The sequence below is a fragment of the Neorhizobium alkalisoli genome, assembly GCF_007829835.1.
Taxonomy (GTDB): Bacteria; Pseudomonadota; Alphaproteobacteria; order Rhizobiales; family Rhizobiaceae; genus Neorhizobium.
Genome location: NZ_VIWP01000004.1, coordinates 363657 through 387602, shown reverse-complemented (window position 1 = coordinate 387602; position 23946 = coordinate 363657). Strand labels below are relative to the sequence as shown.

25 protein-coding genes are annotated in these 23946 nt (G+C 60.8%); 9 read left to right on the top strand and 16 right to left on the bottom strand.

The features are described 5' to 3' along the window. Window positions 1-95 precede the first annotated feature (95 nt). Window positions 96-812, top strand: a complete 717-nt coding sequence (locus tag FHW37_RS17645) for an EF-hand domain-containing protein (protein WP_145638725.1) — start codon at window positions 96-98, stop codon at window positions 810-812. 114 nt (window positions 813-926) lie between these two features. On the opposite strand, the gene FHW37_RS17640 is transcribed toward FHW37_RS17645, so the two are convergent. The 3 genes from FHW37_RS17640 to FHW37_RS17630 form a co-directional block, all read right to left on the bottom strand. Then, window positions 927-3155: a methyl-accepting chemotaxis protein gene (locus FHW37_RS17640; RefSeq protein ID WP_145638723.1), complete on the bottom strand. Its 2229-nt coding sequence runs from the start codon at window positions 3153-3155 to the stop codon at window positions 927-929. Window positions 3156-3403: 248 nt separating this feature from the next. Then, on the bottom strand, window positions 3404-4303 hold the full coding sequence (locus tag FHW37_RS17635; protein ID WP_145638721.1) for a ribokinase: 900 nt from the start codon (window positions 4301-4303) through the stop codon (window positions 3404-3406). Window positions 4304-4353: 50 nt separating this feature from the next. Next, a complete protein-coding gene (locus FHW37_RS17630; RefSeq protein ID WP_145638719.1) occupies window positions 4354-5553 on the bottom strand; it encodes a DNA recombination protein RmuC in 1200 nt (399 codons plus the stop codon). A gap of 112 nt (window positions 5554-5665) precedes the next feature. Between FHW37_RS17630 and def the strand changes: the two genes are divergently transcribed. From def to truA, 5 genes are all read left to right on the top strand, one after another. Further along, on the top strand, window positions 5666-6175 hold the full coding sequence (gene def, locus FHW37_RS17625) for a peptide deformylase (RefSeq protein ID WP_145638717.1): 510 nt from the start codon (window positions 5666-5668) through the stop codon (window positions 6173-6175). A gap of 67 nt (window positions 6176-6242) precedes the next feature. Beyond that, window positions 6243-6548 carry a FitA-like ribbon-helix-helix domain-containing protein gene (locus FHW37_RS17620; protein WP_145638715.1) on the top strand — a complete coding sequence of 102 codons (306 nt, stop codon included), beginning with the start codon at window positions 6243-6245 and terminating at the stop codon, window positions 6546-6548. After that, on the top strand, window positions 6545-6964 hold the full coding sequence (locus tag FHW37_RS17615; protein WP_145638713.1) for a type II toxin-antitoxin system VapC family toxin: 420 nt from the start codon (window positions 6545-6547) through the stop codon (window positions 6962-6964). Before FHW37_RS17620 ends, FHW37_RS17615 begins: the two co-directional genes overlap by 4 nt. Window positions 6965-6983: 19 nt before the next feature. Beyond that, window positions 6984-7937, top strand: coding sequence for a methionyl-tRNA formyltransferase (gene fmt / locus FHW37_RS17610; RefSeq protein WP_145638711.1), 954 nt, complete (start codon window positions 6984-6986; stop codon window positions 7935-7937). Then, window positions 7937-8704 carry a tRNA pseudouridine(38-40) synthase TruA gene (gene truA / locus FHW37_RS17605; RefSeq protein ID WP_145638709.1) on the top strand — a complete coding sequence of 256 codons (768 nt, stop codon included), beginning with the start codon at window positions 7937-7939 and terminating at the stop codon, window positions 8702-8704. Before fmt ends, truA begins: the two co-directional genes overlap by 1 nt. Window positions 8705-8753: 49 nt before the next feature. Here truA and FHW37_RS17600 read toward each other — a convergent pair whose 3' ends face one another. Genes FHW37_RS17600 through dapD form a run of 4 tightly spaced genes read right to left on the bottom strand, consistent with a single transcriptional unit; the run spans window position 8754 to window position 12065 of the window. Next, the gene (locus FHW37_RS17600; protein WP_145638707.1) at window positions 8754-9350 is read right to left on the bottom strand and encodes a hypothetical protein; all 597 of its coding nucleotides are present in this window, start codon (window positions 9348-9350) and stop codon (window positions 8754-8756) included. A 33-nt stretch (window positions 9351-9383) separates the two neighbouring features. After that, window positions 9384-10004 carry a hypothetical protein gene (locus FHW37_RS17595; RefSeq protein WP_145638704.1) on the bottom strand — a complete coding sequence of 207 codons (621 nt, stop codon included), beginning with the start codon at window positions 10002-10004 and terminating at the stop codon, window positions 9384-9386. Continuing rightward, window positions 9988-11184, bottom strand: coding sequence for a succinyl-diaminopimelate desuccinylase (dapE, locus tag FHW37_RS17590; protein ID WP_145638702.1), 1197 nt, complete (start codon window positions 11182-11184; stop codon window positions 9988-9990). Before dapE ends, FHW37_RS17595 begins: the two co-directional genes overlap by 17 nt. A gap of 20 nt (window positions 11185-11204) precedes the next feature. Continuing rightward, a complete protein-coding gene (gene dapD, locus FHW37_RS17585; protein WP_145638700.1) occupies window positions 11205-12065 on the bottom strand; it encodes a 2,3,4,5-tetrahydropyridine-2,6-dicarboxylate N-succinyltransferase in 861 nt (286 codons plus the stop codon). Window positions 12066-12243: 178 nt separating this feature from the next. On the opposite strand from dapD, the gene FHW37_RS17580 reads away from it, so the two are divergent. Then, window positions 12244-13104: an LOG family protein gene (locus FHW37_RS17580; protein ID WP_145638699.1), complete on the top strand. Its 861-nt coding sequence runs from the start codon at window positions 12244-12246 to the stop codon at window positions 13102-13104. A 178-nt stretch (window positions 13105-13282) separates the two neighbouring features. On the opposite strand, the gene FHW37_RS17575 is transcribed toward FHW37_RS17580, so the two are convergent. Then, complete coding sequence (locus FHW37_RS17575; RefSeq protein ID WP_145639303.1) at window positions 13283-14227, bottom strand: nucleoside hydrolase; 945 nt, start codon at window positions 14225-14227, stop codon at window positions 13283-13285. A gap of 213 nt (window positions 14228-14440) precedes the next feature. On the opposite strand from FHW37_RS17575, the gene FHW37_RS17570 reads away from it, so the two are divergent. Then, window positions 14441-14860 (top strand): Hsp20 family protein, encoded by a 420-nt coding sequence (locus FHW37_RS17570; RefSeq protein ID WP_145638697.1) that lies wholly within the window; start codon window positions 14441-14443, stop codon window positions 14858-14860. A 45-nt stretch (window positions 14861-14905) separates the two neighbouring features. Further along, a complete protein-coding gene (locus tag FHW37_RS17565; RefSeq protein ID WP_145638696.1) occupies window positions 14906-15163 on the top strand; it encodes a DUF1150 family protein in 258 nt (85 codons plus the stop codon). Between the two features lie 25 nt (window positions 15164-15188). Here FHW37_RS17565 and trmB read toward each other — a convergent pair whose 3' ends face one another. The 8 genes from trmB to miaB all read right to left on the bottom strand — a co-directional run bounded on the left by trmB (window position 15189) and on the right by miaB (window position 23886). Continuing rightward, a complete protein-coding gene (gene trmB / locus FHW37_RS17560; RefSeq protein WP_145638694.1) occupies window positions 15189-15890 on the bottom strand; it encodes a tRNA (guanosine(46)-N7)-methyltransferase TrmB in 702 nt (233 codons plus the stop codon). A gap of 109 nt (window positions 15891-15999) precedes the next feature. After that, entirely contained in the window at window positions 16000-17259 is a 1260-nt protein-coding gene (gene metK / locus FHW37_RS17555; protein WP_145638692.1) for a methionine adenosyltransferase, read from the bottom strand. Between the two features lie 177 nt (window positions 17260-17436). Further along, window positions 17437-17856 carry a helix-turn-helix domain-containing protein gene (locus tag FHW37_RS17550; RefSeq protein WP_145638690.1) on the bottom strand — a complete coding sequence of 140 codons (420 nt, stop codon included), beginning with the start codon at window positions 17854-17856 and terminating at the stop codon, window positions 17437-17439. A 148-nt stretch (window positions 17857-18004) separates the two neighbouring features. Next, a complete protein-coding gene (gene lnt, locus FHW37_RS17545) occupies window positions 18005-19606 on the bottom strand; it encodes an apolipoprotein N-acyltransferase (protein ID WP_145638688.1) in 1602 nt (533 codons plus the stop codon). 83 nt (window positions 19607-19689) lie between these two features. Next, window positions 19690-20856, bottom strand: coding sequence for a hemolysin family protein (locus tag FHW37_RS17540; RefSeq protein WP_145638686.1), 1167 nt, complete (start codon window positions 20854-20856; stop codon window positions 19690-19692). Between the two features lie 9 nt (window positions 20857-20865). Further along, a complete protein-coding gene (ybeY, locus tag FHW37_RS17535; protein ID WP_145638684.1) occupies window positions 20866-21375 on the bottom strand; it encodes an rRNA maturation RNase YbeY in 510 nt (169 codons plus the stop codon). Window positions 21376-21395: 20 nt separating this feature from the next. Continuing rightward, complete coding sequence (locus tag FHW37_RS17530) at window positions 21396-22451, bottom strand: PhoH family protein (RefSeq protein ID WP_145638683.1); 1056 nt, start codon at window positions 22449-22451, stop codon at window positions 21396-21398. A gap of 22 nt (window positions 22452-22473) precedes the next feature. Continuing rightward, on the bottom strand, window positions 22474-23886 hold the full coding sequence (gene miaB / locus FHW37_RS17525) for a tRNA (N6-isopentenyl adenosine(37)-C2)-methylthiotransferase MiaB (RefSeq protein WP_145638681.1): 1413 nt from the start codon (window positions 23884-23886) through the stop codon (window positions 22474-22476). Between the last annotated feature and the right edge of the window lie 60 nt (window positions 23887-23946).

Below are 23946 nucleotides of genomic sequence, written 5' to 3'. Positions count from 1 at the left end.
TTACCAAAAGTTCATCCACATTACGGATGTTTAAGTGGTTTTGACCAGGAACGGCTCCTACCTTCAAGCTATCGAAGCAATGGAGGAACCGATCGATGATCGCCAGAAAGCTCGTTTTGGCCAGCCTTGGTGCCGCTCTTATTGCCGGCGCCGCCAACCCGGCGCTCGCAGCTCCCCGCCATGACGGTCCGCCGCCGCCACACGGTCCGGGCATGATGGGCCACCGGCCTGATATGATGAAGGACGGTATCTTTATCCGCCTTCTGAAAACTGCCGATACCAACAAGGACGGCAAGATTTCCAAGGACGAGTTCACCGCCCGCGAAGAAGCGCTGTTTGCCGAGATCGACAGCAACAAGGACGGCATGCTGAGCCGCGGCGAGCTTCTCGACTATCGTCTGGCGAAGATGGAACAGTTCCGCAAGGACAACCCGCCGCCGGAAGCCGCCGATAAGGGCAAGCCCGATGACGGCAAGGGTGGCCCCGATCAGAACATGGCCAAGAACGACGACGGCCCGCGTCCTCACCGCCCGGATCGCGACTGGGACGGCCCCCGCCATGACGGCCACGGCCACCATCACGGATGGCGCGACGGCGACCGCCGTGAGGCCCGCTGGGATCGTGATCGGGAAGGTGGTCCGCGCGGACCCGGCATGATGGGTCGCGGCCTGTTCCGGATGATCGACGAAGATCATGACGGCAAGATCAGCAAGGCCGAAGCCACAGCTGCAAGCGACAAGCTGTTCGCCTTCATGGACACCAACAAGGATGGACAGATCACCATCGACGACTTGCCGGATCGCCCCCTCTAGTTCCCCCGCCCCCTTTGGAACTAGTACCGGTAACGTCGAAAGGCCCGCCTCCTGCCCCGGAGGCGGGCCTATTGTTTTATCGCGACGGACCAGCCGCCGCGTTATACGATGATCTTACGCGTAGCGGCGTTCGTAACCCTGCTGCGAGAAGGCTTGGCCCTGACGTGAGGTGCGGAAGCGGGAAACAAGCGAGCTTAGCGTGCCTGCCTCTTCGCTCAGCGCCGTGCTGGCCGCCGTCGCCTCTTCGACCATGGCGGCGTTCTGCTGCGTCACCTGATCCATCTGGTTCATCGCCGCATTGATCTCCTTCAAACCTGCCGCCTGTTCGGCGGCGGAGGCGGAGATGCGGTCGATCAGGCCGTTGATCTGCATGACCTGAATGGCGATCTTCTGCAGCGCATCACCGGCCCGGCCAACGAGATCCACGCCTTCACCCACTTGGCTTGCGGACGTATTGATCAGCTCCTTGATCTCCTTTGCCGCCGTCGCAGAACGCTGTGCGAGTTCACGGACTTCCTGCGCGACAACCGCAAAGCCCTTGCCGGCTTCACCAGCGCGGGCCGCTTCGACGCCCGCGTTCAGCGCGAGAAGGTTGGTCTGGAAGGCGATCTCGTCGATGACACCGATGATCCGCGAGATTTCCTGCGAGGACTGGGCGATCGCCTGCATGGACGCGACGGCCTTCTGCACCACTTCGCCGGATTTTTCCGCGTCGGAACAGGCCAGATTGACGGTGGAGGCCGCACTTCCGGCGTTTTCGGCGCTGGAATTGACCTGTTGCGTCAGGGCGTTGAGTGCGGCCGCGGTCTCTTCGAGGCTTGCCGCCTGCTGCTCGGTGCGGCGCGACAGGTCGTTGGCGCTCGACGCAATCTCGCCAGTGCCGTTGGCGATCGTCTCGACCGAATTGTTGACCGAGGTGATCGTGCCTTCGAGGCTGGCGAGTGCGCTGTTGAAGTCATTCTTCAGCTTGGCGTATTCGCCGGGGAAATCCGTGCCAATACGGTAGGACAGATTGCCGTTGGAAAGTTCGGCAAGGCCGGATGCGAGCGCGGAGACAATCTTCGACTGTTCGCCGGCACTTGCCTCACGCTCGATCTCGACCTCACGGCGATGGCTTTCGGCGGCGGAACGCTGCGTTGCAGCCTCCCCTTCCAGTCGACGGCCATCGGCCAGCGTATGGCGGAAACCTTCGAGCGAACGCGACAGGGCACCGATCTCGTCATTGCGGCTCTGGCCGGCGACCGGCTGCTCGTAACGGCCCTCGCCCAGAACCGCGACGCTTTCCAGCAGCGCCTTCAGCGGACGACGAATGAAGGCGCCGGTTGCGAAATAGAGCGCGATCAGCACGGCGACGAGAAGCAGGATACCACTCACGGCGGTCATCATGGTCTGGTCGCGGACCGGTGCTGCAATGACGCTCGAGGGTACGTCGACGACAATGGCCCAGGTCGTGTTGAGATCCGGCACGGTGAACGGATAAACGACGCGTTCATAGGGCTCGGCAGCATCGGCCTTGAGGTTGGAGATTTCCTTCGGCGTACCGGCCTTAAGTGCTGCCAGCAGGCCATCGGCACCCTCGCCTTCCACCGGCTTCATCAGATTGGCGGCGACAGCCGGCACGATCCATTTGCCGCCCTGGGACACCAGAAGCACGCGGCCCGAACCGAAGGGGCGCATGGCCTGCAGCTTCTTGGACAGGGTGGCGAGCGAGACGTCCACGCCGGAGACGCCGATCAATTTCGAACCCGAGACGACCGGATAGGTAACCGAGCTCATGGCCGTGTTTTCGCCCGTCGTGCTTTCGACATAAGGCTGGGTTAGGGCGCCCTTTTTCGAGGCGGCGGACAGGGCATACCATTCGGCCTGGGTGTCGATATCGAAGACACTGAAGGCAATCTCACCGCTGCGGCTCTTCGTCCAATAAGGCGCGAATTCGCCCTTCTTGTTGCCCGCCATATCCTTGTTGCCGACAAGATCGGCATTCTTGCCATCGAAAGCGCCGGGCACTTCGGCAAACCAGCTGCCATAGGCAAAGGCGTTCTGTTCAAGATTGGCCTTCAAGGCATCCGTGACGCCCTTGCGGTCGAGATAACCGCCGGCATGGGCGCGACCGATGACACCGGCCATGGAGCGGGCGGCGCCGGCGATCTGACCCATGTCGATCGCGACTTCATTGGCGATCGCGCGTGCCTCGGCATCCGCCTGGGCGAGCGTCAGGCTGGAAACCCGCTCGCGCGACTGGAAGATGAGGAAAGTGTTGGTGATCAGCAGCAGGACGGCAATCGCCAGCCCCGTCAGCAGAATAAGCTTCGTCGAAAGAGATTTCGGCTGCAGGGGAAACATCGGGCCGCCTCGCAAGAGCAGTTCTCGGGATAGAGGAGACAGTGCATCAGAGACACCCATTCATTGGGCGCGAGACCGGCTGCGTGGCGCCGTTCCTTCAGGAAATGCAGGCGGAAGCTAGGATGGAATGGCTACCATTTGATTAAAATCAACCGCGAGATTGCGCGGTAAACGCGCTTAGGCGCGGTCTGACAACCGGACATGTCGCAGCCCGGCTGTCATCTGTCGTGGATAGCCCTGAATACTGATTATCGTGCTGCGTCGACTGCCGCCGCCAGCGGAATGGAAGGCTGAGCACCACGGGCGAGGCAGGCAAGCGAGCCCGCGACAGCTGCCCGTCGCAGGGCATCGCCAAAGGCAAATCCCTGATCAAGGCTGGCGGCGAGATAACCGCAGAACGTGTCTCCGGCACCGACCGTATCGACCGGCTCGATCTTCAGCCCCATGGCCGTGACGATCTCACCATCACGGATCGCCATGACGCCGTCGCCGCCAAGCGTGACAACAAAGGTCTGGCCGGTTTCGGCATGCAGACGGCGCAAGGCCTCTTCCCGCGCCGCACGGTCCTTGACGTCGCCGCCGACGGTCAATTCGAATTCGGTCTCGTTGGCGACGACGATATCGGCAAGCCGCGCAAGGCGGACGGTATCGGCAGTAAACGGCGCCGTGTTGAGCATGGTCAGCACGCCGCGTGTGCGCGCCGCGACCAGTGCTGCCTCGACGGCCGCCGCCGGCACTTCGAACTGCAGCATCAGGACATCTTTGGGCGACATGGCCGAAACGGCGGCTTCGGCATCCGTTGCGTTGACGGTGCCATTGGCGCCGGGCACGACGGCGATCATGTTCTCTCCGTCATCACCAACGAGGATCAGCGCGGTGCCCGTCGAGGTCGCGACATGGGCGACGGCGGAGAGATCCGTGCCGGCCTCTTCCAGCAGCGTCAGCGCCGGACCGGCAAACTCGTCATTGCCGACGGCGCCAGCCATATGCACGACACTGCCTGCACGGCGAGCCGCCAGCGCCTGGTTTGCGCCCTTGCCACCGGCCGCCGTCGCAAAACTCGATCCGGCGACGGTTTCGCCCGGTGCCGGCAGACGCGCGGTGGTGGCGATGAGATCCATGTTGATGGAGCCGAAGACGGTGATCATGTGCGGTCCGAGCCTTTCCGATAAAACGCGCGCGACACTGCCCGAGACGATCAGTCCTCGTCAACTACCCGCAGCTTCAGAAGTCCTGTCCGGCTTTCGACGGGTTGTGGATTTACCCTGGGGCTGGAATTGGGCATCGGCTCCGCTTCCGCCGATGCCGGCGCTTCGAGTTCCAGCGCTGCGATCCTGCCGCCGCGGCGGGCAAGTTTTTCGTTGGAGGTGACGATCTGCTCGACATCCTTCTGCGCGGCCAGAAAATGCGCCTGCAGTTTTCGCGTCCGCTCGTCGAGCCGGCCGAGATCTTCCATCAGCAATGCCACTTCGCCCTGGATGAGATGCGCCTGTTCGCGCATGCGCTGATCCTTCAACACCGCCTGGATAACCTGGATCGACAACATCAGCAGCGACGGCGAGACGATGACGATACGGGCACGTTGGGCCTTCTGCACAGATGCCTCGAAATGCTCATGGATCTCGGCGAAGATCGATTCGGACGGCACGAACATGAAAGCCGTATCCTGCGTCTCGCCAGCAATCAGATATTTTTCCGCAATATCGCGAATATGCACCTCGAGATCGCGGCGAAACTGCTGACCGGCCGAGCGGCGCGCTTCTGGCGCGGTCGCCTCGCGAAAGGCGTTCCAGGCTTCCAGTGGGAATTTCGCATCGATCACCAGCGGTGGTGCGCCATTCGGCATCCTCACCGTACAATCGGGCCGGCTGCCGTTCGACAGGGTCGACTGGAAGGCGTAGGCGCCGATCGGCAGGCCATCGGCGATGATCGTCTCCATCCGCCCCTGGCCGAATGCGCCGCGCGTCTGCTTGTTGGAGAGGATGGCCTGCAGGCCGACGACATCCTTGGCCAGCGTCTGGATATTATTCTGGGCCGCATCGATGACCGCCAGCCGCTCCTGCAATTGCCTGAGATTGTCATGGGTCGATTTCGTCTGCTCGGCAATTGTCGCGCCGATCCGGTGCGACATGCCGTCGAGACGCTGGTTGACCGCCTGATTGAGCTCGCCCTGACGCGTGGAGAACGCTTCCGTCATGGCGGAAAGGCGACCCTGCATTTCGCTCTGCAGACGGATCAGTTCCGACAGCTGCTCCTGCGCCTCATCTGCCGCGCGGTCGGAGCCGCGGCGCAGAATGGGGGCCCCCGCAATCAGGATCGCGACGGCGGCGATTACCGCGATCAAGACGGGCGGCTGAGCGGCGAAAAATGCGGTGAGGCGGGCAATGAAATCGGTCATTGCCAAAACCTATCAGAAATCCACCGCTTGAAAAGATCAAACCATGAACATTGCGCATTCCGGACGATCGATGCCTGTTCCATCCTTGAAAAAGATAGGTTATGGGGAGCGCATGACGATCAAGCCGCTTATCATCCTTCCCGATCCGCTTCTGCGCCAGGTTTCCGCCCCGATCGAACGGGTGGACAGCGAATTGCTGACGCTTGCCGACGACATGCTGGAAACCATGTATGACGCGCCGGGCATCGGCCTTGCCGGCATCCAGATCGGTGTGCCGCGCCGCATCCTGGTGATCGACCTTGCACGGGAAGGTGAAGAGCCGGCACCGCAGGTCTTCATCAATCCGGAAATCGTCAAGTTCTCGGAAGAAGGCTCGGTTTATGAAGAGGGCTGCCTCTCCATTCCGGAATATTATGCCGAGGTCGAACGGCCGGCGACAATCACCGTCCGACATATCGGCCGCGACGGCAAGGAACACGTGGTAGAGGCCGACGGCCTGCTCGCCACCTGCCTGCAGCACGAGATCGACCACCTGAACGGCGTGCTGTTCATCGACCATATCTCCCGGCTGAAACGCGAGATGGTGATCAAGAAGTTCACCAAGGCCGCCAAGGGCAAGTGAGCCGAGGGTTGCGTTGTAAAACGGGGTTGCGATACCTAAGATATGGAAAATATCTCAGGAGGTGAGCATGGCTGATCTACTGGTTCGCGATATTTCCGAAGGGTTGACCGAAAGTCTTGCGGCGCGCGCCGACAGGGCCGGACACAGCGTGTCCGACGAGGTCAAGACGATTCTGCAGCGTGAATTCCCGGAAGACGACCATCCATCCGGTCTCCGAGACGCTTCCGCGAATGAGCAATCGGCTCTTGAGGTGCTTCGATCCATCATGAGGGCGGACAGCGAGGAAGAGGCTGCCGAGTACATCAAGATCATGGATGAAATCGAGGCGGAGCGAAAACGTGATTTCGGGCGGCCATTTGAGGACTTCGAGTGATCGTCCTCGACACGAACGTCATTTCGGAACTCACCCACCCCAAGCTTCATCAGGATGTTAGCCGCTGGTATCACGCCAATGTCGGGGCCGACATCTATCTTTGCGATATTGTCGTGATGGAGCAGGCTTATGGTGCCGAACGCTTCCTGTTAAAACATGGCTCGATCAAGCATGAAAACAAGCTTGTTGACACCCTTAAGGCATTTGATGGCAGAGTTTTGCCGCTGACACCTGAGAATGCGATTTTGGCGGGCAAGATCCGCGCCCGCCGCGAAAGCACCGGCCGGCCGATCTCCGTGCAGGACGCCATGATCGCCGCCATCTGCCTTGCCAACGGCGCAACACTCGCCACGCGCAACGTAAAGGACTTCGAGGGGCTTGATCTTCGCCTCGTAAACCCGTTTGAAGGCGCCTGAACAGGAACGGGCGACACATATGTCTCTTCGCATCATCTTCATGGGCACGCCGGAATTTTCCGTGCCGACATTGCAGAACCTGAAACAGGCCGGGCACGAGATCGTTGCCGTCTATAGCCAGCCGCCGCGGCCGGGCGGGCGGCGTGGGCTCGATCTCGTCAAGTCGCCGGTGCATCAGGCAGCCGAACTGCTCGGAATTCCGGTGCTGACACCGCTCAACTTCAAGGTCGAGGAAGACCGCGAGACATTTCGCGCCTTCGAGGCGGATGTCGCGGTCGTCGTTGCCTATGGCCTGCTTCTGCCGGAAGCGATCCTCACCGGCACCAAGCTCGGCTGCTACAATGGCCATGCCTCGCTCCTGCCGCGCTGGCGGGGAGCCGCTCCGATCCAGCGGGCGATCATGGCCGGCGACGAAAAGACCGGCATGATGGTGATGCAGATGGAAAAGGGCCTCGATACCGGTCCCGTTGCGCTGACGAAGGAAGTGGCGATCGGCGAGGCGATGACAGCCGGTGAGCTGCATGACAAGCTGATGCTGGTCGGCGCCCGTGCCATGGTCGAGGCGATGGAAAAGCTCAAGGCTCGTGACCTGCCGCTGACGCCGCAATCCGACGAGGGCGTGCTTTATGCCGCCAAGATCGACAAGGGTGAGACACGCATCGATTTTGCGCGACCGGTGCACGACGTGCATAACCATATCCGCGGCCTCTCCCCCTTCCCCGGCGCCTGGTTCGAGGCGGAGATCAACGGCAAGCCTGAGCGGATCAAGGTTCTCGGTTCCGAAATTGGCACTGGCGAAGGTGTGGCTGGTACGGTGCTCGACGACGCGCTGACGATCGCCTGCGACGAAGGCGCAGTAAGGTTGACCCGGCTGCAGAAGGCAGGCGGAAAGCCTCTGGCCGCCGCGGATTTCCTGCGCGGCACGCCGCTTGCCGCGGGGACGTTGCTGCCATCGCCGGCGGGAACGCCCTGATGCCGCGGTTCCGCATGCGCGTCGAATATGACGGCACATCCTATGTCGGCTGGCAGAGCCAGGAGAATGGCCATTCGGTGCAGGCGGCGCTGCAGAAAGCCATTCTTTCGCTGACTGGTGAAACGGTGTCCGTCCGCGGTGCAGGCCGCACCGATTCCGGCGTGCATGCGCGTGGACAGGTGGTCCATGCCGATCTTTCACGCGACTGGCAACCTTTCAAGCTGCGCAATGCGTTGAATGCGCATCTGATGATGGCGAATGAGAAGGTCGCCGTGATCGACGTCATGCAGGTGGATGAGACGTTCGACGCACGGTTTTCGGCAATCAAGCGGCATTATCTCTACCGCATCATCAGCCGGCCCTCGCCGCTGGCGATCGAGGCCGGGCAGGCCTGGTGGGTGTCGAAGACGCTCGATCACGAGGCGATGCATGCGGCCGCCCAGACGCTTGTTGGCCACCACGATTTTACCACCTTCCGCTCGGTCCATTGCCAGGCAAAAAGCCCGATGCGCACGCTCGACCGGCTGGATGTGACGCGCCATGGCGACCTGATCGAGATCCGCGCCACCGCCCAGAGCTTTTTGCACAATCAGATCCGTTCGTTCGCCGGCACGCTGAAACTCGCCGGCGAAGGCAAGATGACACCGGATGACGTGCGCGCCGCGCTCGAAGCACGCGACCGCAAGGCCTGTGGCCCGGTGGCACCGCCGCAAGGGCTCTATTTCATGCAGGTCGATTATCCGGGCGACGCCGAACCAGCCACTTGAATCGCATGTCGTTATCGCAAAACCGCGTCACACTTTTGCGCGAGATGCGTCAGGTCGGATAGACCTCAAGAAAACGCTGCATGGCTTCGGAGAGAAGCATGTCCGGCACGATCAGCACCATGACCAGCGTGGTGACGATCAGCGGCTGCGGGCCGCAGATCAGCCTTGTGATGCGGATGACGCAGACGACCATCAGGATCAGCAGGCAGAGGTGTACGATCGCCAGCAGGCCGTCTATGCCGACATGCAGAAGGAAGCCGATGCTGAGGATGCCATAGGCATAAGCGAAGGGGATCGACAGCCAGTTGAAGGTAATCACCAAAGCCGGGAATTTCTTGCCGATGCCGAGCAGCGCGCAGACGAGACCGACAAAGATCAGTGGCAGGATCCAGTCCATCACTTCCAGCATGGCCAGCCGCACGAAAAAGATGCCGCCGACTTTTGTATCGCGCGGCATGCCGTTCAGGAAGAGTGAGCGCCACCACAGCCAGGATACGGCCATGGCCGGCAGGCACCAGACAAAGGCCCAGAAAGACCGCATCATGCCGCGATCAGAAATATCGAGCATGCGGAAACCCTGCCGATCACCCCTGATCAGCAGGAACAGGCCGATGAGATAAAGCCTGACTTCATGATAGGAAGGCATAGACACCTCCGGTGAAAGCACGTCTGGCATACATCATGCGGCATGCACTCCCATCAAGCTTGCGACCCCCTGCACCAATACCAGCTGGCAGAAGATCAGAAGAACAAGCGTGGCACCACGAACCCAGGGCGAGCCGCCCATGATCGTCACCAGCATCCGCCAGCCGAGAATGAGGACGCCTGCCCATAAGGCGAGCGAAAGAGCCGTCGAACTGAATGTCGTGAAAGCGCTGGCGCCACCCTTCTGATCCGACAGAAGTCGGACAGGCGTCAGAACCACCGCGACGAGATAGGCCAATGGCACGGCAAACCAGTTGCGCGCGACAATCAGCGTCCGCAACAAAGGCCGGAACTGCAAGGCAAAGGAAAGGCCGGCAAGGCAGAGGACTGGCAGGCCCCACTGAGCCGCCTCGATGACGATCATCTTGGTGACGAAGGTCGTCATGCTCTCACCGCCATAGGGATAGGCGTGAAAGTAGGCGATCCGTTGGAAAACCCAACCGATCAGGATGGCCGGCACACACCAGAGGGCGGCATGAAACGAGCGCAACACGCCGGCATCGGAAATATCGAACCGCTGCAGGCCCCGCGCGTCGCCCTGGATCAGCAGCCAGAGGCCTTCGAGGTGAAACCGGACATCATGGAAGGGTGGCATCGCCGAACCAGCGGGAGAGGAAGGTGCCGTAGATCTGTGTCAACGTTTCCAGATCGGCAAGGGCAACCCGTTCATCGATCATATGCATGGTCTGGCCGACAAGGCCGAATTCGACGACCGGGCAATAATCCTTGATGAAACGTGCATCCGAGGTGCCGCCGGTGGTCGAAAGCTGCGGCGTGCGGCCGGTGACCTTCTCCACCGCCCCCGAAAGCGAGCTGATCAGCGCGTTGTTGCGGGTCAGAAAAACATGGCTCGGGCGTTCGGCCCAGACCATTTCGTAGCGGATCGGATCGCGACCGGGCCGCAACGTGTCTTCAGCGGCGGCCGCGTCGAGGCGGCGCAGGATTTCCGCCCTCACCGTCTCGGCCGTCCAGGTGTCGTTGAAACGGATGTTGAAGGAGAAGGCCGCCTTGGCCGGGATGACATTGGTCGCCGGATTACCGACATCGACCGAGGTCACTTCCAGATTGGAGGCCGGGAATTCAGGCGTGCCGGCATCGAAGGGCGGATCCATCAGCGCGCTGGCCAGCGGCAGCAGGCCGCGCACCGGATTGTCAGCGAGATGCGGATAGGCGGCGTGGCCCTGCACGCCGAAAACGGTCACCTTGCCCGAGACGGAGCCACGGCGGCCGATCTTGATCATATCGCCGAGCACATCCGGGTTGGTCGGTTCGCCGACCAGGCAGGCGTCCCAGCGCTCGCCTTTTTCGGCGGCCCATTTCAGGAGCTTGTCCGTGCCGTTGACGGCTGGGCCTTCCTCATCGCCGGTGATCAGGAAGGAGATCGATCCCTTTGGCGCACCATGCTCTTCGATGTGGCGGGCGACGGCTGCGACGAAACAGGCGATACCGCCCTTCATGTCGACGGCGCCGCGGCCGAACATTTCTCCGTCTTCGATCTCAGCGGAGAATGGCGGATGGCTCCAGCTCGCCTCGTCGCCGACTGGCACGACGTCCGTATGGCCGGCAAACATCAGATGCGGGCCTTCAGTGCTAAGTCGGGCATAGAGGTTTTCGATATCCGGCATGCCCGGTTCCGTCGCCACCATACGCTCGACCCTGAAGCCGAGCGGCGACAGCATCGCCTCCAGCGCGGACAAGGCGCCGCCCTCGGCAGGTGTTACCGAAGGGCAGCGGATCAGGGTTTTCAGATTTTCGACGGGATCGGAAACGGACATGTTTGAATGATCGGCTTTTCTCAGTCGCGCAGCAGTTCGTTGATGCCGGTCTTGGAGCGGGTCTTTTCATCGACCGTCTTGACGATCACGGCGCAATAGAGATGCGGCGCGGCAAGGCCATTCGGCATGGTGGCATTGCCCGACGGCATGGAGCCGGCGACGACGACCGAGTAAGGCGGTACTTCGCCGTAAAAGACTTCGCCGGTGGCGCGGTTGACGATCTTTGTCGACTTGCCGATGTAGACGCCCATGCCGAGGACCGAGCCTTCGCGGATGATGCAGCCTTCGACGACTTCCGAACGGGCGCCGATGAAGCAATTGTCCTCGATGATGGTCGGGCCAGCCTGCATCGGCTCCAGAACGCCACCGATGCCGACGCCGCCGGAAAGATGGACATGCTTGCCGATCTGCGCGCAGGAGCCGACCGTTGCCCAGGTATCGACCATCGTGCCTTCATCAACGAAAGCGCCGAGGTTGACGAAGGACGGCATCAACACGACGTTCTTGGCGATATAGGCCGAGCGGCGCACGACGGCATTCGGCACGGCGCGGAAACCGGCGGCACGGAACTGGTTTTCGCCCCAGTTTTCGAACTTGGACGGAACCTTGTCCCACCAGGTCGAATTGCCGGGGCCGTTCTTGACGACTTCCATGTCGTTGAGGCGGAAGGAGAGGAGAACGGCCTTCTTGAGCCACTGGTTGACAGTCCAGGCGCCATCGGCACCACGGACGGCAACGCGGGCTTCGCCGCTGTCGAGCAGGTTGAGCGAGGTCTCAACGGCGTCGCGTACCTCGCCTTTGGTCGAGACCGTCACGCTGTCGCGATTGTCGAAGGCGGTCTCGATGGTCTTTTCGAGGCTGGCGAGGTCGATGCTGCTCATGGGGAATCCTTAAACGTCGCGCGATATCGTGATGGTTTGGAAGGCGCGGTCGGGTGGCCAAATGGTGTCATTTGCTCTAAGCGACCGCCACTCAAGCGTCAATGTGAATTGGCGTCAATCCCGATTCCCGATGGCCCATCGGCGATGGTCGAATTGACGCGGAAGGAAGGCAAAGACCATGGCGAAGGCGACAAAAGACGGACCACGGCGGGATGACGGCGTCTGGGATCCGCTGAAGGACAACAAGGCCGACAAGCATGCGGCCGCCGGCCAGCCGAAAACGCCGCAGACGGAATCGCCTTCCTATCGCCTGGCCTATGCGGACGAGGAATTTCTCGGCCGCGAGGAACTTCGCCCCGTCCGCCTGCAGCTGGAGCTGATGAAGGCGGAGATGATGCTGACCGAGCAGGGCATCAAATCGACTGTCGTGCTTTTCGGCGGCGCCCGCATTCCGGCACCCGGACAGGTGCCGTGGGCCGCCCATAACGAGGTTCAGCGCAACAGCCTGACGGCCGCCTCGGTCTATTACGAGGAGGCCCGCAAGTTCGCGGAGCTCTGCGGCAAGCAGTCGGCCGCCTTCCACCATCAGGAATATGTCGTCGTCACCGGCGGTGGCCCCGGCGTCATGGAAGCCGGCAATCGCGGCGCTGCAGAAGCCGGCGCCCCGAGTATCGGCCTCAACATCATGCTGCCGCACGAGCAAGCGCCGAACCGCTATGTCACGCCCGAGCTTTCGTTCAACTTCCACTATTTCGCGATCCGCAAGATGCATTTCATGATGCGGGCGAAGGCGGTCGCGGTCTTCCCGGGCGGATTCGGCACGCTGGACGAAATGTTCGAGGCGCTGACACTGATCCAGACGAAGCGGATGGAGCGCATCCCGCTCATCCTGTTCGGCGAAAAATTCTGGCGCACGATTATCAACTTCGAGGCGCTTGCCGAATTCGGCACGATCGCGCCGGGCGATATCGACCTGATCAATTTTGTCGAGACGGCTGACGAAGCCTGGAAGATCATGGTGGATTTTTATGGGCTTTGAGAGGGCAGCCTTTTCGGTTGCGACTGCCCCTCATCCGCCTGCCGGCACCTTCTCCCCGTTCTGACGGGGAGAAGGACATTTGCCGCACGCTCCATGCCTCAATAAGGCCACGTCCCCTCGCCCCGTTTACGGGGAGAGGGTTAGGGTGAGGGGCAATTCCTCAACCGAAAACGCCAGCTCAGAGCCGGCCGACACGCTCCGTCAGAAGCTCGAAAAAGCCATCCGCATCGACAGTGCGCATGAAGGTCGCATTCGGCTTACGGTCGGTCACCCGCCACCAGTCGACGACGGTCATGCCGACCGTCAGCTCGGATTCCACCTCGATCTCGACATTGCATTCCCGGCCAGAGAAGAGTTCCGGCTTCAGGAGGTAGGCGATCACGGTCGGATCATGCAGCGGGCCGCCGTCGGAGCCGTATTTCTCGATGTCGAAACGCTCGAAAAAGGCCAGCCATTCGACCAGGACCTGAGCCGGACGCGTGCCGAGTGCCGCAATCTTCTCGACGCGGGCCTTCCTAGTCAGAAGCTGGTGGGTGACGTCGAGCGGCATGATAACGAGCGGAATGCCGGCGCCAAAGACGATCTTGGCGGCTTCCGGGTCGACATAGATGTTGAACTCCGCGGCCGGCGTAATGTTGCCGCCTTCTGAAAAACCACCGCCCATCATCACCAGCTCTTTTACGCGCGGCGCGATGTCCGGTGCTTTAGTGAGCGCCATGGCGATATTGGTGAGCGGACCAAGCGTGCAGAGCGTCACGGTGCCTTCCGGTTCGCGGCGCAGCGTCTCGATGATGAAATCGATCGCGTTCTGCTCCTGCGGCAGCATGGTCGGCTCTGGCAGTTCAGCGCCATCGAGGCCCGTCTTGCCGTGAACATGCTCGGCTGTCACCTGCGGGCGGTTGAGCGGCTTCAGCGCGCCTTCGTAAACTTTTGCTTCCGGATGGCCGCAGAGTTCGCAGACGATGCGCAGGTTGCGGCTGGTGAAGGAGAGCGGCACATTGCCGGCGACGGCGGTGAGGCCGAGGATCTCGATCTCGTCGGGGCTGCCGAAAGCCAGCATAAGCGCTGCGGCATCGTCCTGGCCCGGATCCGTGTCGATGATGATCTTTCTGCGTTGCATGATCTCTCCCATGGGCTTCCCCTGATTTATGACGGGCCCTGATTTCTTATGGGTTTCTGGGCTGGCTTGGCCGCGATTGTCAAGTCTCGGGCTTCAGCCCCGGGATCGGCTTGCGATCAATCGGGCAAGCCCCCATATAGAGGGCGTCGGCGGGCCTTACGGACGTTGGCAAGGTCGTGTGAACCAGACCAGGTCGCTTAAACAAGGACTGTCTCGATGAGCCGGACGACGCCGTTCGCAAGCCCGCTGCTTCTGGGCTTCGACGCCATGGAAAAGACGCTTGAACGCTTGAGCAAGGGCAATGATGGCTATCCGCCCTACAATATCGAGCGCATTCGCACCGCGACGACCGATCTGTTGCGAATCACACTTGCCGTTGCCGGGTTTTCCGAAGCCGAACTCGACGTGACGACCGAAGAAAATCAACTTTTTATCCGTGGCCGACAGGTCGATCAGGGCGAGCGGGAATATCTCTATCGCGGCATCGCAGCGCGCCAGTTTCAGCGGATTTTCGTACTTGCAGACGGCATGGAAGTGTCTGGCGCCGTCCTCAAGAATGGCCTTCTTTCGATCGACCTCACCCGCCTGGAACCCGACCGCGTAGTGCGAAAAATTAACATTTCCGTCTCACAGTAGAGCATCAGCATCATCGCTGATGCGCCCTCACTACTGGAGGCAGGAATGCTCTTGAAAGAAGCGAATACGCGTTTGACGCAGTCCCAGCTCGAACACCTCGGCAACGGCGAGGTTGGGTACATTCGCAAGATGAAATCGGATGAAGTTTCCCGCTGTTTCCCGGAAGCTCCCGATATCGATCCGAGCCTCGATCTGTGGGCTCTGTTCGGCGCCGACGGTACGCCGATCCTCCTCACCGATAACCGTTCCAGCACCTTCTTCAAGGCCGCTGAAGACGACCTGAAGACGGTCAGCCTGCACTGATTGTCATGCGTGGAACCTGACGACGTCAGGTTCTCTTGAAGATCAGATAGGCCGATGAGCGGCCTTCGCGGCGGGCCTTGTTTTCGTAACGCGTGCCAGGCCAGCCGGCAAAGGGCGTCAGCCAGTCGGAAGACTGCTCGGCCTGCCATGCAAAGCCGCCGTGATCGCGGCAATGGATCAGCGTCCAGTTGACATAGGTATCGATGTCGGACGCGAAACAGAAAAGGCCGCCGGGTTTCAGCACCCGATGAAAACGGTCGAGATTGACCTGCGAAACGAACCGCCTTTTCCAATGCTTCCGCTTCGGCCACGGATCGGGATAGAGCAGATCGATACGGCCGACAGAGGCCTCCGGAAGCCAGTCCAGTACCTGCGTGGCGTCATCATCATAGACGCGGATGTTTTTAAGCCCGAGATCCTCGACGCGGGTGATCAGCTTTGCCATCGAATTGACGAAGGGCTCGACGCCGATAAAGCCGGTCGCGGGATTTTCCTGGGCGCGGTGAATGAGATGTTCGCCGCCGCCGAAACCGATTTCCATGCGGATATTTTCGACGGGCGCCTGAAACAACTCGACCAGGGAGGCCGGCGCCGGTGTCTGAAGGTCGAGCTTCAGCTGCGGCAGAAGCGTCGCCATGCCCTCCGCCTGACGCTCGCGGAGTGCCTTGCCCTTGCGGCGGCCGAAAAAGGCTTCGGTGGCGCGGCCTGGATGCTGCTGGTCGGTCATGCTTCACAGTCTCTCATAGTAACAAAGCCGGCTCTCGTAATGACAAAGCGGGCGCCTTCGCGCGAAGGCACCCGCTTTACTGTTTTCTGGGGTCGTTCGTAAAGGCCGATCAGGCAGCCTGCAGAACTTCGGCCTTCATCGCTTCCTTGAGCGGCTTGACGAGATCCGTCTTTTCCCAGGAGAACGAGCCGTCGCGACCAGACTTGCGGCCGAAATGGCCGTAGGCAGAAGTCTTCGCGTAGATCGGCTTGTTGAGGTCGAGGTGGCGGCGGATGCCGGTCGGCGACAGGTCCATGACCTTGCGGATCGCGGCTTCGACCTGATCTTCGGTAACGCCATGGCCGGTGCCGTGCAGATCGACATAGATCGACAGCGGCTGGGCAATGCCGATCGCGTAGGAGATCTGGATCGTGCAACGTTCGGCAAAGCCGGCAGCAACGACGTTCTTGGCGAGGTAACGGGCAGCGTAAGCAGCCGAACGGTCGACCTTGGTCGTGTCCTTGCCGGAGAATGCGCCGCCGCCGTGCGGAGCAGCACCGCCGTAAGTGTCGACGATGATCTTGCGGCCGGTCAGGCCAGCATCACCATCCGGACCACCGATGACGAACTTGCCGGTGGGGTTGATGTACCACTTGCAATCGGCAGCAATCGGCAGTTCGCCGAGAGCTTCCTTGATATAGGGCTCGACGACCTGGCGAACCTTCTTCGAATCCCAGTTCTCATCGAGATGCTGGGTGGAGAGGACGATCGAGTCGACGGCGGCGGGCTTGCCGTTTTCGTAACGGACGGTGACCTGGCTCTTGGCGTCAGGGCCAAGCTTGGCAGCTTCGCCCTCGCCCTTCTTGCGGGCGGTTGCGAGGAGCTGCAGGATCTTGTGCGAATAATAGATCGGAGCCGGCATGAGGTCCGGCGTTTCCTTGCAGGCGTAACCGAACATGATGCCCTGGTCACCGGCACCTTCGTCGCCCTGCTTGTCGGCTGCGCTGTCAACGCCCTGGGCGATATCGGCAGACTGCGAATGCAGGAGAACGTCGATCTTGACAGTCTTCCAATGGAAGCCGTCCTGCTCGTAGCCGATGTCGCGGATCGCCTTGCGGGCAGCGGACTTGAACTTCGACGGGTTGATGACGTCGTTGCCGTTCTTGTCCTTCTTCATCAGGCTCGGCGGAAGACGGACTTCACCGGCGATGATGACGCGATTGGTGGTGGCGAGCGTCTCGCAGGCGATGCGCACCGACCAGGGATCAACTCCGGTCTTGGCAGCCTCGCGATAGACGAGATCCACGATTTCATCGGAAATACGGTCACAAACCTTGTCCGGATGGCCCTCGGCCACAGACTCGCTCGTGAACAGGTAGCTAGCGCGCATTACGGGATTCCCCTCAAAGAATAGACCAAGCTTGTGTACTGAGTCGGCGGCTCGAAAACAAGCGTACAACCACATAAATATATCTTTATGTGTGAACGTGGGGTTTTCGTGCGCAATCGCACGCATAAAAAAAGCGGCCCTGAAAGCCGCTTTTTCAAAGAAGCCGGATAGGACCGGTTATTCCACTTCGGCATCCGCTGCGAGCGACTTGACGAGATCGACGAGACGACGGCGAACCTTCGGGTCGGCGATCTTTACAAAAGCGCGGTTCAGCTGAAGGCCTTCAGAGGACGACAGGAAGTCGACCACGTAGTTCGAGCTGGACGCCTCCGCCATCCCGTTCGCACCACCGGCCTGATCACCCGGGGCATCTTCGAAGAAGAATGAAACCGGAACGTTCAGGATGCTGGAAATGTTCTGCAGACGGCTTGCGCCGACGCGGTTCGTTCCCTTTTCGTATTTCTGGATCTGCTGGAATGTAATGCCAAGGCTTTCCCCCAATTTTTCCTGGCTCATTCCAAGCATAGTCCGACGCAAACGAATCCGACTCCCGACATGAATATCTATCGGGTTCGGCTTCTTTTTATTCTCGATCATAACGACGTCCTGATAAAGTTGCTGTCTATCCAACCTGGTGTCCGCGTGTGGGGGATACACTTCGCGTTGTTAGGCACAACGGTTCCAACAGTTGAAGCGCATGGCGGGACTAGAGGCTCAGGCACTATGCAATTTTAGGGGTTTTTGGTCAATTCTTCTTAAATTTAAAACTTGTGCGCGAGATCGCTGCAATCGACAACATTACAACCATTACCAACCAGAAGTAACTCTGACGGGTATGTGCGTACCAATGCGCAACAGGTATGCTCCCGATGGTTGAATCGATCACACCTTTTTGATTGTAGTCCATCCCCTCCACGACCCTGCCGAAAGGGTCCACAAAGGCGGAAACTCCGGTATTTGCACTGCGAATCAACGGCAGGCCGGTTTCGACCGCACGGATGCGGGCCTGGAGGAAATGCTGGTAAGGGCCGGGCGTGGCCCCGAACCAGCCATCATTGGTGACGTTGAGAAGCGCACTGGTGCGCTCCACCGAGTCATCGATCTCGTCGGGGAAGATCGCCTCGTAGCAGATCAGAGGATAAAAGCTGCGGCCACCGGGAAGCGTGAGCAGCGAGCGGGTCGAGGCGGCGGAAAAGCCGCCCGGCATGGCGATCGCATCGGTTATGCCGACCTGCCTCAGCAGATCCTCGTAGGGCACATATTCGCCGTACGGGACGAGATGCACCTTGTCGGAGGCCGAAATGATCTGGCCCTGACTGTCGATGACATAGATGGAATTGTAATAACGCGGCGCAAAACCGACACCGGCATTTTCAGCGCGCACGGCGCCGGTGATCAGCACCTGACCGTCCTGCAGGACATCAGCGATGCGCGACAGGGCATCCGGATTGTCGGTCAATATGAAGGGGATGGAGGTCTCGGGCCAGACAATGACATCGGGTCTCTTGCCGCCGTTCTGCGGTGGCAGCGCCGAGAGCGTCAGATGTTCCTCGAAGATCGAGTGCCTTTCATTGTCGTCCAGCTTGCGCGACTGGTCGATCAGCGGCTGGACGATCCTCACTTCGATAGGATCCTTCGAGGCAGCAGCGACCGCAGCATCCGCACCGTGAAGCCGCCAATAACCGAAACCGAAATGGGCGCAGAAGAGAAGCGCCGCGACGGCGAGGCCCAACCCCATGCCCTTTTTCGTGCCGATTAGTGCTGGCGCGGAGAAAACGAAGACAGCGAGAACCGTGACGCCGAAAATGCCAAGCGGGGCCGCAGACTGCATCATGATCGGCATCGGCATGGCGCCATAGCCGATCGCGTTCCAGGGGAAGCCGGTCAGCACGAAACTTCTAAGCCACTCGGCAAGGCCAAAACTGAAGGCGAGTGCGGCAATACGCCCCAGCCCGTCCGACCAGAGGATGCGGGCGACAAGCGCTGCCAGACCGTAAAACAGCGCCAGATAGGCCGGCAGGCCGAAGACGGCGAGCGGCAGCGCCCAGGCGAATTCCTCGGCGTCGACCAGCAGCGCATTGCCGAGCCACCAGAGGCCGGCGACGAAATAACCGAAGCCGAACAGCCAGCCGAGGAAAAACGCCGAGCGGGCACGGCTGAACAGGCCACCATTCGGATGACCGGTCGTGCCGTCCATCAGCCAGACGAAGACCGTGAAAGAGACGAAGAAGGCCGCGAAGAAACCGAAGGGCGGCAAAGCAAGCGCGCCAAGCGCGCCGGCCAGAATAGCCAATATTGCGCGCGGCCAGCCCCAGAGAAGCATGATCCTGCCTGCCAGCCGCTCCATCAATGTCCCCTTCACGCGCCCCGAATCAGCCGCCGCAGTCTTCCAAAAAAAATGCGGCTTGTCCCGAAGCCGGGCGTTGAAAGTCAGCGCTGTGGCTGATCCCCTTCCGGCCGGCTCGGCGGCGGCAGGAGAGCTGCCGGATGCTGCTGCTGATCGGTGAGAAGAAGTTCCCCCTCCCCTTTCAGACGACGGCGGACGAGAGCGCGCTTGCGCATGATGCGAACGCGCTTGATGCGGCGCGGATCGGCATCGAGGATCTGGAATTCGAAGCCCGGCACCGCCTGAACGACCTCGCCGCGCACCGGAATACGGCCAAGCGCCGAGAAGATCAGGCCGCCCAACGTATCGACATCCTCGAGACGGTCGCGAATATCGAAATCGGGACCGATCGCCTCGGCGATTTCCTCGAGTTCGACGCGGGCGTCTGCGAGAAACACGTCTTCGCCGGTCTGCGAGAACATGACCTCGTCATTGTCGTGCTCGTCCTCGACATCGCCGATCACCATTTCGACGATGTCTTCATGGGAGACGAGACCATCGGTGCCGCCATATTCGTCGATCACCAGCGCCAGCTGGGTGCGGGCCGCCTGCATGCTCTGCAGCAGGTCGGAGGCCAGCATGGACGGCGGCACGAACAGGATTTTGCGGATCAGGCCAGCCTCGGCGACCGTCTGCTCGAGATCGACACGACCAAGATCGAAGGCAGCGCGCGGCGTGCGGACCGCCTTTTCCGGCTTTTCGGCGGTAACGGCAGCAGCAGATGCAGAAGCGCGGCCGCTGGTGCGGCGCTTGTTACGTGCTTGCTTGGCCAGATAGGAGAGAAGATCGCGGATATGGACAAAGCCGCGGGCATCATCGAGATTGTCGCCATAGACCGGCATGCGCGAGCGGCCGGTCTCTTCGAAATGGATCATCAGATCGCCGATCGTCATGCCCATATCGACAGCTTCGATATCGGCGCGCGGCACCATGATGTCCTCGACGCGGACCTCGCGGAAGCGAAGGATATTATGAAGCATCGCCCGCTCTTCGGGCGAAAAGGCATTGCTGACATTGGTGTCAGTCATCAGGGCGTCGGCGAGATCCTCGCGCAACTGCTCTCCCTGAGACGGCCGCAGCAGCCGAAGCGCGCGCGACCAGAAGGAGTGATGGTTCCTCGCAAGAGGTTCCCTAGAGTGACTACTGCCCTCGTCCGAGGAGGCTTCGGAGTCCTTGCCCTCGCGGGCATTGCTTGTCGAAAAGTCGTTCATAATCTCAAACTATGTTAACGGGTCCTGCCCCGCATAGGGGTCAGATAGGCCGAGTTCGGCCAAAATGCTAGTTTCCAGGGCTTCCATTTCTTCGGCTTCTTCCGTTTCGATATGGTCGTAGCCGAACAAATGCAGGAACCCATGGACGAGTAGATGGGTCAGATGATCGTCGAAAGTCTTGTCGAGATCAACCGCTTCCCGCTCGACAGTTTCGCGGGCGACGACGATATCGCCCAGCATCGGGCCGGGCATGCCGCCCGGTTCAAGCGGAAAAGCGGGGAAAGACAAGACGTTGGTCGGCTTGTCCTTGCCGCGCCACTCGGCGTTGATTTCTTTGATTGCCGCATCATTCGTGAAGACAAGCGAGACTTCCGGCGCCATTTTCGGGAAGGGCTGGTCTTCGTTTTTGGCAAGAAACGCGGCGGCAGCGCCAAGAACCTTGAGGCTCAACGCCTCCAGGGCCGGCTCTTGCGGCCAGCCTTCGTCTTCCACACTGATCTGAATATCGAGTTCGGGCATGAATAGTGATCCGGCCGGGATTACCGGTCCAGATCCTCGCTTTCCTCGTGAACGGCATATTGCGCGTCATAGGCCTTGACGATGCGGCCGACCAGCGGATGGCGCACGACATCGGTATCCTTGAATTTGATCACCGAAATGCCTTCGACACCCTTCAGGATCTGCAGCGCCTCGACCAGACCGGATTTGACGCCGCGCGGAAGGTCCACCTGGCTCGGGTCGCCGGTGATGATCATCCGGCCGCCTTCGCCGAGACGGGTCAAAAACATCTTCATCTGCATCGAGGTCGTGTTCTGCGCCTCGTCGAGGATGATCGCGGCATTCGACAGCGTGCGACCGCGCATGAAGGCGAGTGGCGCGATTTCGATGACGCCGGCCGTGATTGCCCGCTCCACCTTGTCGCCCGGCATCATGTCGTAGAGCGCGTCATAAAGCGGCCGCAGATAGGGATCGACCTTTTCCTTCATGTCGCCGGGCAGGAAGCCGAGGCGTTCGCCGGCTTCGACGGCAGGACGCGACAGGATGATCTTGTCGACGGCGCCGCGCTCCAGCAGCTGGGCGGCATGGGCAACGGCGAGATAGGTCTTACCGGTACCGGCCGGGCCGACGCCGAAGACGAGTTCCGAGCGCTCCAGGGCGCGCATATAGGCGTCCTGCGTCGGCGTGCGGGCAACGATCGTCTTCTTCTTGGTGGAAATCTGGCTCATGGAGAGTTTTGCCTTCTTCTCCATGGTCGGCAGCTGCAGCTGGTCGTCGGCCGCCTGGGCCATGCGGATTGCGCCTTCGACGTCGGATGCTTCCACGGAGCCGCCTTTCTGGAGACGTTCATAAAGGAAATCGAGTGCGCGACGGGCCTGATTGGTGGCCATGACGTCGCCGGAGATCGCAACCGAATTGCCGCGCGGACGGGCATCGATATTGAGCCGCTGCTCCAGCAGTTTCAGGTTCTGGTCGAATTGGCCGAAAAGCTCGCTGGCGAACCTGTTGTTCTCAAACGTCAGGACAAAGTGATTGGCGTCGGTCGCGGCGGTGCGGGGCTGGCGCGCGGATGAAGAAGCCAATTCACGTCCGTTCAAGCAGGCAATCTCCCAGTTAACCTCAAGCTCCGATTAAACTCTCTGCTGGTTCGGCAAACAAGCTGTTCGGGCCGGTTCCAATGATTCGTACACGGATAATCTCACCGATTTGCGATGTTTTTGCATCAACATTCACAGACTGAAGCCAAGGTGAGCGTCCGATGACCTGGCCAGGCATGCGACCGGGCTTTTCCAGAAGCAGGTCGATGGTCTTGCCGATACAGGATTTGGCGAAGTCGGCCTGCTGTTTCAAGAGCAGGGCCTGCAGTCTTTCCAGACGTTCGGCCTTTATTTCCTCGGCCACCTGATCGGTGAGATCGGCGCCGGGCGTACCGGGGCGGGTCGAATATTTGAACGAGAAGGCCGAGGCGTAGTTCACTTCCTCGACCATTTTCAGCGTGTCTTCAAAGTCCTGATCGGTTTCGCCGGGGAAACCGACGATGAAATCGCCGGACATCGCGATGTCGGGACGGGCATTGCGGATGCGCTCGATCAGCCGCAGATATTCGGCGCCGGTGTGACGGCGGTTCATCGCCTTCAGGATACGGTCGGAACCGGCCTGAACGGGCAGATGCAGATAGGGCATCAGCGAGCGCAGATCGCGATGCGCCTCGATCAGCCGGTCGTCCATGTCGCGCGGGTGGCTGGTCGTATAGCGCAGGCGGGCGAGGCCCGGAATTTCGGCGAGGCGATAGAGAAGATCGGCAAGGCCCCAGTCGGCACCGTTCGGGCCGGCCGCGCGCCAGGCATTGACGTTCTGGCCGAGCAACGTGATTTCGCGCACGCCGCTTTCGGTAAGACGCTTTGCCTCGTCGAGGATCTGCTGCACGGGACGGGAAACTTCGGAGCCGCGCGTGTAAGGCACGACGCAGAAGGTGCAGAACTTGTCGCAGCCTTCCTGCACGGTGAGGAACGCCGTGACGCCGCGGGCGCGAATTCCGGCCTTTTCGGTGGCCGGCAGATGCGCGAACTTGTCCTCGACAGCATATTCCGTATCGACGACGGCCTTGCCGGCGCGCGCCTTGCGCAAGGCTTCCGGCAGGCGGTGATAGGTCTGCGGTCCGATGACAACATCGACCGAGGGCGCGCGACGAACGATTTCCTCGCCTTCGGCCTGGGCGACGCAGCCGGCAACGCCGATCAGGAATTCGCGGCCTTCGGCGGCACGTGCCTTCTTCATGTCGCGCAGACGGCCAAGCGCCGAATAGACCTTTTCGGCGGCCTTCTCGCGGATATGACAGGTATTGAGCAGAACGAGATCGGCCTCGCCCATCTCTTCCGTCGTCACATATCCCTCGCTCGCCAGCGCATCGCCCATGCGCACGGAATCGTAGACATTCATCTGACAGCCATAGGTCTTGATGAAGACCTTTTTGCTGTTGGGACGATCGACCGGCGCTTCGGCCGGCGTGGGACAGGAGACGTGTTCGTTCATGAGCCGCTCATAACGCAAGAAAGGCCGGAATTGAAGCGTTTCCTGAATAGATTGCCCCTC

Bases quoted from the DNA above. Each gene is read 5' to 3' on its own strand.
- FHW37_RS17645 (WP_145638725.1), top strand. From the start codon at position 96: ATGATCGCCAGAAAGCTCGTTTTGGCCAGCCTTGGTGCCGCTCTTATT.
- FHW37_RS17640 (WP_145638723.1), bottom strand. From the start codon at position 3,155: ATGTTTCCCCTGCAGCCGAAATCTCTTTCGACGAAGCTTATTCTGCTG.
- FHW37_RS17635 (WP_145638721.1), bottom strand. From the start codon at position 4,303: ATGATCACCGTCTTCGGCTCCATCAACATGGATCTCATCGCCACCACC.
- FHW37_RS17630 (WP_145638719.1), bottom strand. From the start codon at position 5,553: ATGACCGATTTCATTGCCCGCCTCACCGCATTTTTCGCCGCTCAGCCG.
- def (WP_145638717.1), top strand. From the start codon at position 5,666: ATGACGATCAAGCCGCTTATCATCCTTCCCGATCCGCTTCTGCGCCAG.
- FHW37_RS17620 (WP_145638715.1), top strand. From the start codon at position 6,243: ATGGCTGATCTACTGGTTCGCGATATTTCCGAAGGGTTGACCGAAAGT.
- fmt (WP_145638711.1), top strand. From the start codon at position 6,984: ATGTCTCTTCGCATCATCTTCATGGGCACGCCGGAATTTTCCGTGCCG.
- truA (WP_145638709.1), top strand. From the start codon at position 7,937: ATGCCGCGGTTCCGCATGCGCGTCGAATATGACGGCACATCCTATGTC.
- FHW37_RS17600 (WP_145638707.1), bottom strand. From the start codon at position 9,350: ATGCCTTCCTATCATGAAGTCAGGCTTTATCTCATCGGCCTGTTCCTG.
- FHW37_RS17595 (WP_145638704.1), bottom strand. From the start codon at position 10,004: ATGCCACCCTTCCATGATGTCCGGTTTCACCTCGAAGGCCTCTGGCTG.
- dapE (WP_145638702.1), bottom strand. From the start codon at position 11,184: ATGTCCGTTTCCGATCCCGTCGAAAATCTGAAAACCCTGATCCGCTGC.
- dapD (WP_145638700.1), bottom strand. From the start codon at position 12,065: ATGAGCAGCATCGACCTCGCCAGCCTCGAAAAGACCATCGAGACCGCC.
- FHW37_RS17580 (WP_145638699.1), top strand. From the start codon at position 12,244: ATGGCGAAGGCGACAAAAGACGGACCACGGCGGGATGACGGCGTCTGG.
- FHW37_RS17570 (WP_145638697.1), top strand. From the start codon at position 14,441: ATGAGCCGGACGACGCCGTTCGCAAGCCCGCTGCTTCTGGGCTTCGAC.
- FHW37_RS17565 (WP_145638696.1), top strand. From the start codon at position 14,906: ATGCTCTTGAAAGAAGCGAATACGCGTTTGACGCAGTCCCAGCTCGAA.
- trmB (WP_145638694.1), bottom strand. From the start codon at position 15,890: ATGACCGACCAGCAGCATCCAGGCCGCGCCACCGAAGCCTTTTTCGGC.
- metK (WP_145638692.1), bottom strand. From the start codon at position 17,259: ATGCGCGCTAGCTACCTGTTCACGAGCGAGTCTGTGGCCGAGGGCCAT.
- FHW37_RS17550 (WP_145638690.1), bottom strand. From the start codon at position 17,856: ATGATCGAGAATAAAAAGAAGCCGAACCCGATAGATATTCATGTCGGG.
- lnt (WP_145638688.1), bottom strand. From the start codon at position 19,606: ATGGAGCGGCTGGCAGGCAGGATCATGCTTCTCTGGGGCTGGCCGCGC.
- FHW37_RS17540 (WP_145638686.1), bottom strand. From the start codon at position 20,856: ATGAACGACTTTTCGACAAGCAATGCCCGCGAGGGCAAGGACTCCGAA.
- ybeY (WP_145638684.1), bottom strand. From the start codon at position 21,375: ATGCCCGAACTCGATATTCAGATCAGTGTGGAAGACGAAGGCTGGCCG.
- miaB (WP_145638681.1), bottom strand. From the start codon at position 23,886: ATGAACGAACACGTCTCCTGTCCCACGCCGGCCGAAGCGCCGGTCGAT.